Genomic DNA, 13,318 nt, shown 5'->3' on the forward strand with positions numbered 1-13,318 from the left:
CCGACCACCCCGTCGCAATCCGACACCCGCCGTGTCCTTCGCCGGCGCATTCCGCGTCCCCGACTCAGGAGGTGTGCGGCGCGCCGGGCCCGTCAGCGGTCGACGCGCCGGAGCACTCCTGAGTTGGGGACTGGGACGGAACTAGATGACGCCCTGGGCGAGCATCGCGTCCGCGACCTTCACGAACGCGGCGGTGTTCGCCCCGACGACGTAGTCGCCCGGCCGACCGTAGCGCTCGGCGGCCTCGTAGGCGGCACGGTGCACGCCGTGCATGATGCCGCGCAATTTCACCTCGCTGTCGTCGAAGGACCACCGCTGCCTGGCAGCGTTCTGGCTCATCTCGAGCGCCGAGGTCGCCACGCCACCGGCGTTCGCCGCCTTCCCCGGGCCGAAGAGGACGCCGGCCTGCTGGAACACCCGCACGGCCTCGGGCGTCGACGGCATGTTCGCGCCCTCCGCGACCGCGATGACGCCGTGCTTCACGAGGGCGATCGCGTCGCGTTCGTGCAGCTCGTTCTGCGTCGCGCTCGGCAGCGCGATCTCCCCCGGGACGTCCCACACACTGCCGCCGGCGACGAAGTGGGCGCCCTGACGGCGGGCGGCGTACTCGGAGATCCGGCCGCGCTCGACCTCCTTGATCTGCTTGAGGAGCTCGAGGTCGATGCCGGCGTCGTCGACCACGTACCCCGAGGAGTCCGATGCGGTGACGGCGGTACCACCGAGCTGGTGGACCTTCTCGATCGCGTACGTCGCGACGTTCCCGGAACCCGACACGATGACGCGCTTGCCCTCGACCCCGCGGCCGTCGACGGCGAGCATCTCGTCCACGAAGAACACCGTCCCGTACCCGGTCGCCTCGGTACGCACCTCGGCGCCGCCCCAGCCGACGCCCTTGCCGGTGAACATGCCCGACTCGTGACGGTTGGTGATCTTGCGGTACTGGCCGAAGAGGAAGCCGATCTCGCGTGCGCCGACGCCGATGTCGCCGGCCGGGACGTCGGTGTGCTCGCCGAGGTGCCGGTAGAGCTCGTTCATGAAGCTCTGGCAGAAGCGCATGATCTCGGCGTCCGACCGCCCGTGCGGGTCGAAGTCGCTGCCGCCCTTCGCGCCGCCGATGCCCTGCGCGGTGAGGGCGTTCTTGAAGATCTGCTCGAACCCGAGGAACTTCACGATCGACAGGTTCACGCTCGGGTGGAAGCGCAGCCCGCCCTTGTACGGGCCGAGCGCCGAGTTGAACTGGACGCGGAATCCGCGGTTCACCTGCACCCGGTTGCGGTCGTCGGTCCACGGCACGCGGAAGACGACCTGCCGCTCGGGTTCGACGAGACGTTCGAGGATGCCCGCCTCGAGGTACTCGGGGTGTTCGTCGAGCGCCGGGCGGATGGACTCGAGGACTTCGAGGAGCGCCTGGTGGAACTCGGGTTCGCCCGCGTTGCGCCGCAGGGCGGCCTCCGCGACGGCGTGGACGGGGTCGGTGGACGTGGTGGTGCCGGTCACTGTGGTGCTTTCTGATCGGCCGACCAGGCGTCTCCGGCTGTCGCTCGACGGTGGTCGGAGGCAGTGGAGCGCGACTCGCCGGCGGGGAGGTACACGGGCCGTCGTGGGGCCTCGGCAAGCCTGGCAGCCGCGATAGATATCCGTCAAACGTCGACTAGACGAGCCGACCTGACCCGTGGGACGACGGCCTAGAGGTGGTCGTGCTCCGCGGCCTCGCTCGGGATGATCGGGATCGCGAGGGCCGGGAGCACGGCGACCGCGAGGAAGGCGAGCGGATAGCCGACCAGCCCGATGAGCGCACCGACCGCCGGGCCGACGACGGACGCGGCGATGAACTGGCCGGTGTTCTGCGCTCCCAGCGCCCGCCCGGCCCAGGTGGGGCCGGCCATCTCCGCGACCGAGGTGAAGGCGAGCCCGTTGTCGGCGACCGTCACGGCACTGGCGACGACGAGCGCGACGGCGACCGCCACCGGCCACTGCAGCAGCCCGACACCGGCGAGGAGCAGCATGACGACGACCGCCGACACCGCCACCCAGCGCAGCGGTCGCACCCGGCTGCCGACGCGGTCGCTCAACACCCCGACGCCGATCCGGCCGATCGCTCCGACGAACTGCGCCACGCCGACGAGCACGCCCGCCGCGAGTGCGTTCCAGCCCTGATCGGTGACGAGCCACACCAGAGCGAAGGTCGTGAGGGTGAACTGTGGCACCACGAGCAGGATAGACACGGCGTGGATGCGCCAGAGGAAGCCGTCGCCTCGGTAGGGGTTGCGGGGTCGCGCGGCCACGGGGTTCGGCGTCGTCTCCGTCGGGACCGGCTTCGGCACGACGATCCGTGGCGGATTCCGGAGTCCGATGGTGCAGGCCACGGCGAGGACACCCGTCGCGACGAGCGAGATCACGAGGGCGGCGGAGATGCCCGACGCCGCCGCCACGGAAGGCACCGTCACAGCGGCCGCCGTGACGCCGAGGGGCTGCGACATCTGACGGATCCCCATCGCGAGACCGCGGCGGTCCTTCGGGAACCAGCCGACGACGATCCGGCCGCTCGCCGAGTTCGTGCTCGCGGAGGCGGCACCACCGAGGAGGAGCAGGATACCGAGCGGACCGTAGCCGAGCGAGGGGATGAGGCCGTCCGCGGCGATCGCCCCGGCAGCGGCCAACGCGGTGAGGGCGAGGCCGCCGGCGATGACGATGCGCTCGCCGACGCGGTCGGCCAGCCAGCCCCAGGCGATGAGCGTCAGCACCATGCCGAGTGTGGGGGCGGCGGCCAGGACGCCGGCCTCGGCGAGCGACATGCCCCGCTCGGCGTGGAGGAGCGGGATGAGGAACGCCGGGGTGCTGACGAAGAGCGTGCCGGCGGTCTGCGCGGCGACACCGAGCCCGAGGACGGTCCAGGCCCGACCGGCGTTCGGCATCGGCGGACGCGCCCCGCGCGCGGTCGCCGGGGCCACGGGGGCTGGTGTCGATCCGGTCATCGTGCCACTTCCTGCGCTGGGTGTCTCCCACTGCTAGCATGACGGTACACCATTTTGGTATACCAAGAGTCACCGGCCGGATCGGGAACACGGATGAGCACTCCGACGCAGACCACGCAGCTCTACGAGCGCCTCCGCGGGGCGATCCTGACCCTCGACCTCGCGCCCGGTCAGCCGCTCACCGAGCGGGGGCTCGAGCAACGTTTCGCGGCGTCACGGACACCCGTACGCGCCGCACTCACCCGGCTCGAGGCCGAGGGACTGGCGCGTCGGGACGGCCGCGGCTGGATCGTCGCGCCCATCGACCTCGAAGAGATCGGCCTCATCGCCGAGGTCCGTGAGGCGCTCGAGACCGCCGGCGTCCGGCTCGCCGCCGAACGCGCGACCGAAGCGCAGCTCGCCGCGATCCGCACCCTGCTCGACGAACCCCGCCCCGACGACGAGCACACGGTGCTCCGTGTCGGCGGCGACTTCCACGAGGAGCTCGCGGCACTGTCCGCGAACCACCTGCTCGCCGAAGGGGTGCGCGGCGCGATGGTCCGGCTCGCCCGTACCCGCTGGCTCGAGGTGCGGACGCCCGAGGCCCGAGAGCAGGCCGCCACGGAGCACCGCGCCATCCTCGACGCGGTCGCGGCGCGCGACCCCGAGCGCGCGGCGGACCTCGTCGCGCGCCACATCCGCGGGACGAACGAGCGGCTCATCGCCTCGCTCACGGCCGACCAGCGGCGCCTCCGCGGTCACGGTGTCGACATCGTCAGCTGAGGCACGGTTGACGCGCGGTCGGCGTCCACAACTCCTGCACCCCGCCGCGAATCCCGCTGACACGCCGTCCCCGAGCTCGGACGCGAACCGACAGCAGGAGTTCTGCGCGAGCGTGACAGCTCAGTCGTCGAGCGGCTCCGCCGACAGCAGCCCGCGCAACCAGTCACGGGCCTCGATGAACACCTCGTCGTTGTAGCGGGAGTGGTAGTCGACGGCGGTGCGATCGGCGCTCGGGTACGAGCCCAGGAAGATCACGTTCGGGCTGAAGCGTCGGAGCCCCAGCAGCGCGTCGGCCATCCGCTCGTCCTCGATGTGTCCGAGGGCGTCGATCACGAAGCGGTAGCGGCCGAGCGCGTCGCCGATGGGCCGGGACTCGATGAGGCTCAGGTTCACGCCTCGCGTGGAGAACTGCTCGAGCATGCCGAGCAGGGAGCCGGACTCGTCGTTCGGCAGCTCGACGATGAGGCTCGTCTTGTCGGCGCCCGTCCTGGCCGGGATCTCCCGTGAGCGACTGACGACGACGAAGCGGGTCACGGCGTTCGGATTGTCGCCGATGTTCTCCGCGAGGACGTCGAGGTCGTAGTGGTTCACGATGCCGGGCGGGGCGACCGCGGCGTCGGCGGTGGAGGTGCCGTCGAGGAGCGAGGCCGCGGCAGCGACGTTGCTCGACGCCGGGATGTGTCCGTGCGAGGGCAGCTTGGCGTCGAGCCAGAGGTGGCACTGCCCGTAGGCGACGGGGTGCGCGTTCACGACCGAGACGTCCTCGAGGCGGGTTCCGGGGCGGGCGACGAGCACGAAGTTCACCGGCACGAGCACCTCGCCGACGATGCGGAGACCGGGCATCGTGGCGAGTGCATCCTGCGCCACGGACACCCCTCCGTCGACCGAGTTCTCGATGGCGATGACCGCGGCCGAGCTGCGGCCCTCGAGGACGTCGCCGAGCGCCTCGCCGACGTTCGACACGGGCTTCCAGATCTGGCCCCTGGCCTCCTCGACCTGGCCGAGCGCCACCTCGGTGAAGGTCCCGCTCGGACCGAGGAAACTGTAGCTCCGGAGGGCATCGTCGGCGGGTGCGGCTGGCATGCCTCCGAGCGTACCGTGTGCTTCGCGACACGCTCTTGGAGGACCGTTGACTCCCATCCAGGTCACATTCGGGTGATTTCCAGGAAGATCGGGCCATTTCGGCCCCGATACCCCCCGTTTTGAGCTATTCAAATCACGCCAATACCCGCCACAATGGATACAAGGGTGTATTGAGCGCTGCCGCTCGTCTCGGGAAGCGAGTTCACGGCCGTTCGTCTCCCCGATCTCGATGCGTGATCCATGTCGCGCGAGGCTCCACCCGACGGGCTGAGACAGGAACAGGAGTGACGTGACGAGTGTCTTCACCGACGCCGCCTCGCGGTCCACTCCCCGACTGAACCTGGCGAGCGGCGGCGAGTCCGTGTTCAGCCTCGGCTCCTCCTGGAGCCTCCCGTCGTTGTCGCTGCCGGCCTGGGTGCACCGGCCGATCTCGGCCGCCCGCGCGACACTCGTCAAGTCGATCGTCATGACCGTCGCGATCGCCGCGATCCTGGCCGGCGTCGTCACGGTGACGCAGACCTCGACCGCCGGTGCGAGCGCAATCTCCGCCACCGACTTCGCACCGGCGGCCTCCTCCGTCCCGACGATGACGGCGGCCGCCTTCACCACCGCCTACGCCGGGGATCTCGGCGCGGCGGCGACGGCACTCACGACGATGTCCTCATCGCAGGTCGCGCAGCTCTGGACCGAGCTCGCCCCCGGGTACCGCGCACTGCTCATCACCGCCTACCCGGCGGTCATCGGCAACCTCGAGGGCGTCGCCTACACGGACCGGGCGACGGCCAACGTCTCCCGCCTCGCCGGCCTCCTCGCCGACACCGAGGCGAGCTACCGCTCGCTGACCGTGAGCAGCGACCAGGTCGACGGGCAGGCGGACTCGGCAGCCCTCGCCACGACCCTGTCGCGCCTGGACGCGATCAAGCTGCTCGTCGACCGGTACACACCGGACGCGATCGCCGCCCGACTCCAACCGGAGTACCTCATCACGTTGCAGGCGGGCGGCTCCGGACCCCCGCGGGTCGCGGTCGCCGTCGGAGACGTGGACACCGCCGCCTACGTCACGGTGTTCGTCCCCGGGATGAACAGCAGCGCCCTCGAACTCGACGACTACCTGCGCGGAGCGAAGCGCATCCAGACCGCCGCTGCAGACAGCGCGGTCATCCTCTGGATCGGCGGACACAGCCCGAGTGCGCTCGAGGTGCCGTCGAACGACCGGGCGGTCGAGGGAGCTCCACTGCTCGCCGGGGTGCTCGCCGGATACGACGCCGTCCGCTCCGCCCACGGCGTCGCCTCGCAGCTGAGCGTCGTGGCGCACTCCTACGGCACGGCGACCGCCTCGCTCGCGTTGGCGTCCGGCGACTACCACGTCGACAACTTCGTGATGCTCGGCTCGGCCGGTATCCCGACGGAGATCGGCATCGACGATCTGCACGTCCCGGCGAGCCGCGTGTACGCCTCCCAGGCGAGCGCCGACACCCTCGCCGGTCTCGGCCAGTTCCTGTCCGGTCGAGCCGATCCTGCGACGAGCTCCTGGGGCGCGACCACCTTCGGCTCCGACGGTCTGACGCTCGGCGACGGCGACCACCTCGGCGCCGTCGACGGACACAACGCGGTCGGGTCGAGCAACGCCGACGACCGGGGCAAGTACCTCGGGCCGGCCACCGAGAGCCTCTACGCCATCCAGCGCATCGTCACGGGTCAGGCCTACGCGGTCGCCGACCTGACGACACCCGGGTCGTCCCACCAGCGCACCTCCGTGCCGGACGCCGCGGGCGCTGGCGCGGGCGCATCCACGACGAGCGCCTCCACGACCGCCTCCGCCTCGGCCGCGGCGCTCCTCGCCACGCGCTAATCGACGGCCCTCCACAGGCACCCGGACCAGCGTCCTCCCCACAGATCCGCGTCGGCTCGCTCCTGCGCCGATGGAACCCGATAGCGTCGTTGACATACCGACATACGCCTTCGTAGGCTCGGCTCATGCGAACGACCATCCGACTCGCCGACGAGTTCTACGAGGCCGTCCGCGAGCACGCCTCGCAGGAGGGGAAGACCGTGACCGCCTACATCGAAGAGGCCCTGCGCGCGAAGCTGGCGGCCGCGGCCGCACCGCCCGAGCGGGAGCCCTACAAGGTCGTGCCGTACGGCGGAGGAGGACCCCGCCCAGGAATCGACCTCACGAACAACGCGCAACTCGAGGACATCATGGACGGTTTCGAGTGAAGGTGGTCGACACCAACGTCCTCATCGGCGCGTTCCGACCCGATTCACAACACCAACGCACGCTCGCAACCTGGTTGGAAGATGCCGTCCGATCGAGCGAACCCCTGGGTGTCAGCGAAGCCGTGCTCGCGGGGTACATCCGGATCGTGACCCAGCGTCGGATCTTCGTCGATCCCACTCCGATCTCCGTCGCGCTCGAGCAGATGCAGCGACTCCGCGACGAGCCCGGCGTTCAGGTGGTCCGCCCTGGCCCGTCGTTCTGGACGATCTTCACCTCGCTCTGTGCAGCGGTCGAGGCCCAAGGCAACCTCGTCTCGGACGCGGCCCACGCCGCACTCGCGATCGAACACCGGGCGACCTTCGTCACGCTCGATCGCGACTTCGCGCGCTTCCCCGACCTCCGCTGGGAATCGCCACTCGCCACGGGTCAAGCGCCTTCCTGACATCGGTCGTTCCTGCCAGACTGGTGCGATGAACGATCGCGCAGGTACCCCCGCCACCGAAGCAGATCTGATCGACGTCCCGTCGCTCATCGACGCGTACTACACGCTGAAGCCGGACGTCTCGATCCCCGAGCAGCGGGTGGTGTTCGGCACCTCCGGCCACCGCGGCTCCTCGCTGAACACCGCGTTCAACCAGGACCACATCGCCGCCACCACGCAAGCGATCGTCGAGTACCGCGCGAGCCAGGGGATCACCGGGCCGCTCTTCATCGGCTCCGACACCCACGCGCTCAGCGGGCCGGCGCAGACGACCGCCCTCGAGGTCCTGGTCGCCAACGGCGTGCGCGTCCTGGTCGACGAGTTCGACGACTTCGTTCCGACCCCGGCGCTCAGCCACGCGATCCTCAAGTACAACGCCGAGGGCAACGGCGACCAGGCGGACGGCATCGTCGTCACGCCCAGCCACAACCCGCCGGCCGACGGCGGCTTCAAGTACAACCCCCCGCACGGCGGACCTGCCGACTCCGACGCGACCTCCTGGATCGCGAACCGCGCCAACGAGCTCATCGCCGGTGGGCTGCACGACGTCAAGATGGCGGAACCGTCTGCCGTCGAGACGTACGACTTCCGCGGCAACTACGTCGACGACCTGAAGCACATCATCAACCTCGACGCCATCAAGCGCAGCGGGATCCGCATCGGTGCCGACCCGCTCGGCGGTGCGAGCGTCCACTACTGGCAGGCGATCGCCGACCGCTACGAGATCGACCTCACCGTCGTGAACCCGCACGTCGACCCGGCCTGGGCGTTCATGACGCTCGACTGGGACGGCAAGATCCGCATGGACCCGTCGTCGCCCTCCGCCATGGCGGCGCTCGTCGCACGACGCGACGAGTTCGACCTCCTCACCGGCAATGACGCCGACGCGGACCGCCACGGCATCGTCACGCCCGACGCCGGGCTCATGAACCCCAACCATTACCTCGCCGTCGCGATCGACTACCTCTACGCGAACCGGCCGGGTTGGCGCGACGACGCAGCCGTGGGCAAGACCCTCGTGTCGTCGTCGGTCGTCGACCGCGTGGCCGAGTCCCTCGGACGCCGCCTCTGGGAGGTCCCGGTCGGCTTCAAGTGGTTCGTTCCCGGTCTCGTCGACGGCTCGGTCGGCTTCGGTGGCGAGGAGAGCGCCGGCGCGAGCTTCCTCCGCTTCGACGGCTCGGTGTGGACCACCGACAAGGACGGCATCCTCCTCTGCCTGCTCGCCGCCGAGATCCTCGCCGTGACGGGCAAGACCCCTTCGGTGCTCTACCGGGAGCTGACCGAGCGCTTCGGCGACCCCGTGTACGAGCGCGTCGACGCCGCCGCTTCGAAGGAACAGAAGGCGCGGCTCGGCAAGCTCGACGGCGACACCATCACGGCGACCGAGCTCGCCGGCGACCCGATCGTCGCGAAGCTCAGTCACGCGCCGGGCAACGACGCGGCCATCGGCGGCGTCAAGGTCGTGACCGAGCACGCGTGGTTCGCCGCGCGTCCGTCCGGCACCGAGGACGTCTACAAGATCTACGCCGAGTCGTTCAAGGGCGCGGAGCACCTCAAGCTCGTCCAGGCGGAGGCGAAGCAGATCGTCGACGCCGCCCTCGGCGGCTAGGCAGCCGACGCCTCGACGGGCTCGGCGAGCGGACACACGCTCGCCGAGCCCGTCGCCTGCATCCGAGCCCGTCGCCTGCATCCGGGCCTGTCGAGGGACGTGCCGACCCCCGGTCCCTGAGCCCGCTCCGCCCCGGTCCCTGAGCCTGTCGAAGGGCTAGCTCAGGTACCCGGGAGCCGCCGGGAGTCCGAAGAACTCCTCGAGCGTCGTCACGCCAGTGTCGTGCATCTCGGTCGCGAGCGGCACGCCGATGTAGCGGTAGTGCCATGGCTCGAACGAGAAGCCGGTGACGTCGACCTTGTCGGCCGGGTACCGCAGGAGGAACCCGAAGCGGTAGGCGTTCGCGGCGAGCCACTGGCCCTCCGCCGTGTCGCCGAAGCAGGTGTTGAGCGAGCAGTTGCCGCTCTCCGCACCGATGTCCATCGTCCAGCCGGTCTGGTGCTCGCTGTAGCCGGGGCGCGCCGTCGTCGTGTCGTCGGGTTCACTGTTGTACACCGACACCTGGCTCGAGTAGCTGCGGTACGCGCTGTTCGAGGCGAGCGACAGGCCGGCCTCGGCGGAGGCGGTGTCGAACAGCTGCACGATCGCGGCGGCGGCCTCGGCACGCAACAGCGGGTCCCACGTGTGGGCGACGGGGACGGACACGAGGTCCGGTGGTGTGTAGTCGACCGGGTTCAGCGGCCGGGTCTTGTTGACGACCACCCACGGGCTCAGCGGGTCGTCGATCGAGTAGGCGGCCTTGTCGAACGCCGGCGGGGCGGGGGGCGCGACCGGAACCGTCTCCGTCGGCGTCGGCGTGGGGGTCGGCGTCGGGGTGACGGACGGGGTCGCGCTCGGCGTCTTCGTGGCGGCGGCCGGGGTGGGCGTGGCGCCGCCGGCGATGTTCACGACGAGCACCACGAGCAGGATCGCGAGCGCGGCGGCCAGGACGCTCAACGCGATCACGCGGTTGCGTCGGACGCGCCGCGAAACCGGGCGTCGGTGGGAGGGCTGGTGGGCTGCGGTCACACGTCGAGCCTAACCGCGACACGGCGCATGCGCCTCTGCCACACTGTCGACAGGCTTGCACACCGGACGAGGGGCCCGACCATGACCGCAGGGACGCCAGCACACCACGCGCCGACGCACCGGAAGCGCCCGCGATTCCGTCGGCTCCTGACCGCGGCCGCCGTCGTGATCGGTCTCGGCCTCGTCGTCGCGGTCATCGCGGCCATCACCCCGTGGCCGTCCGCGCTCCTCATCCGCTCGGTGTTCGAACGCGGCGGTGCTGCGACGGTCGCCGAGATGGAACCGTACGTCCCCGACACGAAGCTCACGGAGTTCCGCGACATCGCGTACGCGGCACCGAGCGGCGGCCGACCACAGGTGGACACCACCCTCGACGTCTTCACCCCAGCGGACGGCACCGAACCGCTGACCACGATCGTCTGGATCCACGGCGGCGCCTGGATCTCCGGCGAGAAGGGCAACGTCGAGCCTTACCTCCGCATCCTCGCAGCAGCGGGGTACACGACGATCGCGGTCAACTACACGATCGCTCCCGAGGCCGTCTATCCGACGGCCGTGAACCAACTCAACGACGCCCTCGCGTACATCTCGGAGCACGCCGCCGAGTGGAACGGGAACCCGGATCGCCTCGTGCTCGCGGGCGACTCAGCGGGATCGCAGCTCGCCAGCCAGCTCGCCGTCTTCACGACCAACCCCGACTACGCGACGCTGTCGGGCATGACCCCTGGTATCGACGCCGACCAGCTCGTCGGGACGATCCTCAACTGCGGGGTCTACGACCTGCCGTCGATGGCCGAGCTCGACGGCATCGGCGCCTGGGGCCTCCAGACCGCCCTCTGGGCCTACGCGGGTACGAAGGACTGGTCGGAGACGTCGACCGGCGCGCTCATGTCGACGATCGACTTCGTCACCGCCGACTTCCCGCCGACCTTCATCACCGGCGGGAACGGCGACGCGCTCACCTGGTTGCAGTCGGTCCCGATGAGCAGCGCCCTCGAGGACGCCGGCGTCGACGTCACGAAGCTGTTCTGGGCCGCGGACCACGAGCCGGCACTCCCCCACGAGTACCAGTTCCACCTCGACCTCGACGACGCCCACGTGGCACTCACGGCCACCCTGGACTACCTCGCGGCGCTCGACGCGAACCTCGACGCAGCGCCGACCACCACGCCCTGACCGAAGCGGTTGCCGCGGAACTTGCGCCGGGTGTAAGTTTGCACACTACGCAAAATCCCCAACGTCGGTGCGCCTGCAAACCGGCGCGCCCAGAGTCGAACGAGACCGCATGTCATCCAGTTCCCCCGCCTCGACCGAGCCGTCGGGATCCGCCCCCGTCCTCAGTCACCGGCAGATCCTCTTCATCATCTTCGGCCTCATGGCCGGTATGTTCCTCTCCGCACTCGACCAGACCATCGTCGGCACCTCGATGCGCACGATCGCCGACGACCTCGACGGCATGGCCCTCCAGGCGTGGGTCACCACCGCGTACCTGATCACCTCCACCGTCTCGACGCCGATCTACGGCAAGCTGTCCGACATCTTCGGCCGCCGCCCGCTGTTCATCATCGCGATCTCGATCTTCCTCATCGGCTCGCTCCTCGCCGGCATGTCCGGTTCGATGTACGAGTTGGCGATCTTCCGTGCCATCCAGGGCCTCGGCGCCGGCGGCCTGATGGCCCTGCCGCTGACGATCATGGGCGACATGCTGGCCCCGCGCGAGCGCGCCAAGTACCAGGGGTACTTCCTCGCGGTCTTCGGCGTCTCGAGCGTCATCGGCCCGCTCATCGGCGGCCTGTTCGCCGGAGCCCCCGAGCTGCTGTTCATCACCGGCTGGCGCTGGGTGTTCCTCATCAACCTGCCGATCGGTGTCATCGCGCTCGCGATCGTCCTCCGTTTCCTGCACATCCCGCACACGCGCCACAGCGTCCGCATCGACTGGTGGGGTGCCGCCACGGTCGTCCTCGCCGTCGTGCCGTTGCTGCTCGTCGCCGAGCAGGGCCGCATCTGGGGCTGGGCCTCGGCCGGGTCCATCGCCTGCTACGCCATCGGGGTCGCCGGCATCATCGGGTTCATCCTCGTCGAACGGGCCATGGGCGACGATGCGCTCATCCCGTTGAAGCTCTTCAAGAACTCGACCTTCCGGGTCGCCACCATCCTCGGCGTGCTCGTCGGGTTCGGCATGTTCGGCGCGATGATGACGGTGCCGCTGTTCCTGCAGCTCGTCGAGGGTGCGACGCCGACCGAGTCCGGTCTGCTGATGCTGCCGATGATCCTCGGCCTCATGATCTCGTCGATCGCGAGCGGCCAGATCATCGCGCGGACCGGCAAGTACAAGGCGTTCCCGATCGTCGGGACCTTCCTGCTCTTGAGCGGCTTCTTCTACTTCAGCTTCGCGACGGCCGACAAGCCCGTCTGGTGGATGATGGGCGGCATGCTGCTCGTCGGCCTCGGACTCGGCCAGCTGATGCAGACGCTGACGATCGCGAGCCAGAACGCCGTCGAGGCACGCGACATCGGGGTGGCGACGAGCTCGTCGACCTTCTTCCGTCAGATCGGTGGAACGCTGGGCACGGCCGTGATCTTCTCCGTGCTCTACACGCGGATCCCGACGACCATCGCGGCGGCGTTCGCCGACCCGACGCTCAGCGAGCGGGTCCGGGCTGCGGCGCAGGACCCGGCCGTGCTGTCGGACCCGGCGAACGAGGGCATCCTCAAGGTGCTGCAGCGGGCGCAGGAGAACAGCGGCTCGGCCGGTTCCGCGCTCGACGGCGACACCTCGTTCCTCGTCGGTGCGAACCACGACCTGGCCGCGCCGTTCCTCACGGGGTTCGCGGATGCGACCGTGACCGTGTTCTGGGTGAGCTTCGCGGTGGTCGCCGTCGCGTTCGTGCTGAGCTGGTTCCTCAAGGCGCCGCCGCTGCGGGCGAAGTCCGCGCTGCAGGAGCGCACCGACGCCCAGGCTGCGGAGGACGCTGAGGACGAGTTGTCGCTCGCCGCTCAGCGTGCCGCCGAGCTGGCGGGGTCGCAGCTGTCGCCCGACACCGCGAGCAACCGCGTCGTCGATCCCTCCGCCCGTCGCTGACCGTCGTTCGTCGGTTTGCCAGCGCACCGCGCTGACGTGAGCGCGGGGTGACCGCCGCCAGCGCACCGCGCTGACGGGGTTATCCGGGTGCCAGCGC

At 70.0% G+C, this 13,318-nt stretch carries 11 protein-coding genes; 7 read left to right on the forward strand and 4 right to left on the reverse strand.

All coding sequences use genetic code 11. The features are described from left to right. Positions 1-141: 141 nt before the first annotated feature. A complete protein-coding gene (gdhA, locus tag ACQ3HE_RS16200) occupies positions 142-1,497 on the reverse strand; it encodes an NADP-specific glutamate dehydrogenase (RefSeq protein WP_064296885.1) in 1,356 nt (451 codons plus the stop codon). A 188-nt stretch (positions 1,498-1,685) separates the two neighbouring features. Further along, the gene (locus ACQ3HE_RS16205; RefSeq protein ID WP_370582655.1) at positions 1,686-2,975 is read right to left on the reverse strand and encodes an MFS transporter; all 1,290 of its coding nucleotides are present in this window, start codon (positions 2,973-2,975) and stop codon (positions 1,686-1,688) included. Positions 2,976-3,068: 93 nt separating this feature from the next. Between ACQ3HE_RS16205 and ACQ3HE_RS16210 the strand changes: the two genes are divergently transcribed. Next, the gene (locus ACQ3HE_RS16210) at positions 3,069-3,737 is read left to right on the forward strand and encodes a GntR family transcriptional regulator (RefSeq protein WP_064296886.1); all 669 of its coding nucleotides are present in this window, start codon (positions 3,069-3,071) and stop codon (positions 3,735-3,737) included. A 120-nt stretch (positions 3,738-3,857) separates the two neighbouring features. Here ACQ3HE_RS16210 and pheA read toward each other — a convergent pair whose 3' ends face one another. Then, positions 3,858-4,820: a prephenate dehydratase gene (gene pheA, locus ACQ3HE_RS16215; protein WP_159876096.1), complete on the reverse strand. Its 963-nt coding sequence runs from the start codon at positions 4,818-4,820 to the stop codon at positions 3,858-3,860. A 289-nt stretch (positions 4,821-5,109) separates the two neighbouring features. Between pheA and ACQ3HE_RS16220 the strand changes: the two genes are divergently transcribed. The 4 genes from ACQ3HE_RS16220 to pgm all read left to right on the forward strand — a co-directional run bounded on the left by ACQ3HE_RS16220 (position 5,110) and on the right by pgm (position 9,131). Continuing rightward, positions 5,110-6,672, forward strand: a complete 1,563-nt coding sequence (locus ACQ3HE_RS16220; protein ID WP_430893465.1) for an alpha/beta hydrolase — start codon at positions 5,110-5,112, stop codon at positions 6,670-6,672. Positions 6,673-6,797: 125 nt separating this feature from the next. Beyond that, positions 6,798-7,040, forward strand: a complete 243-nt coding sequence (locus tag ACQ3HE_RS16225) for a ribbon-helix-helix protein, CopG family (protein WP_124767583.1) — start codon at positions 6,798-6,800, stop codon at positions 7,038-7,040. Positions 7,041-7,042: 2 nt separating this feature from the next. After that, a complete protein-coding gene (locus ACQ3HE_RS16230; RefSeq protein WP_430893466.1) occupies positions 7,043-7,483 on the forward strand; it encodes a type II toxin-antitoxin system VapC family toxin in 441 nt (146 codons plus the stop codon). A gap of 28 nt (positions 7,484-7,511) precedes the next feature. Next, positions 7,512-9,131 (forward strand): phosphoglucomutase (alpha-D-glucose-1,6-bisphosphate-dependent), encoded by a 1,620-nt coding sequence (pgm, locus tag ACQ3HE_RS16235; protein ID WP_430893467.1) that lies wholly within the window; start codon positions 7,512-7,514, stop codon positions 9,129-9,131. 156 nt (positions 9,132-9,287) lie between these two features. Here the strand turns inward: pgm and ACQ3HE_RS16240 are convergent, their stop codons facing one another. Continuing rightward, complete coding sequence (locus ACQ3HE_RS16240; RefSeq protein ID WP_430893468.1) at positions 9,288-10,139, reverse strand: M15 family metallopeptidase; 852 nt, start codon at positions 10,137-10,139, stop codon at positions 9,288-9,290. 81 nt (positions 10,140-10,220) lie between these two features. Here ACQ3HE_RS16240 and ACQ3HE_RS16245 point away from each other — a divergent pair, with 81 nt between their 5' ends. Beyond that, positions 10,221-11,315, forward strand: coding sequence for an alpha/beta hydrolase (locus ACQ3HE_RS16245; RefSeq protein WP_430893469.1), 1,095 nt, complete (start codon positions 10,221-10,223; stop codon positions 11,313-11,315). A 109-nt stretch (positions 11,316-11,424) separates the two neighbouring features. Continuing rightward, on the forward strand, positions 11,425-13,221 hold the full coding sequence (locus tag ACQ3HE_RS16250) for an MDR family MFS transporter (protein WP_079706445.1): 1,797 nt from the start codon (positions 11,425-11,427) through the stop codon (positions 13,219-13,221). Positions 13,222-13,318 lie beyond the last annotated feature (97 nt).

It is taken from the genome of Plantibacter auratus, from assembly GCF_050587365.1.
Taxonomy (GTDB): domain Bacteria; phylum Actinomycetota; class Actinomycetes; order Actinomycetales; family Microbacteriaceae; genus Plantibacter; species Plantibacter auratus.

Excerpts from the sequence above, each read along its gene's own strand:
- pgm (WP_430893467.1), top strand. The coding sequence starts at position 7,512 with ATGAACGATCGCGCAGGTACCCCCGCCACCGAAGCAGATCTGATCGAC.
- ACQ3HE_RS16250 (WP_079706445.1), top strand. The coding sequence starts at position 11,425 with ATGTCATCCAGTTCCCCCGCCTCGACCGAGCCGTCGGGATCCGCCCCC.
- ACQ3HE_RS16205 (WP_370582655.1), bottom strand. The coding sequence starts at position 2,975 with ATGACCGGATCGACACCAGCCCCCGTGGCCCCGGCGACCGCGCGCGGG.
- ACQ3HE_RS16245 (WP_430893469.1), top strand. The coding sequence starts at position 10,221 with ATGACCGCAGGGACGCCAGCACACCACGCGCCGACGCACCGGAAGCGC.
- pheA (WP_159876096.1), bottom strand. The coding sequence starts at position 4,820 with ATGCCAGCCGCACCCGCCGACGATGCCCTCCGGAGCTACAGTTTCCTC.
- ACQ3HE_RS16225 (WP_124767583.1), top strand. The coding sequence starts at position 6,798 with ATGCGAACGACCATCCGACTCGCCGACGAGTTCTACGAGGCCGTCCGC.
- ACQ3HE_RS16210 (WP_064296886.1), top strand. The coding sequence starts at position 3,069 with ATGAGCACTCCGACGCAGACCACGCAGCTCTACGAGCGCCTCCGCGGG.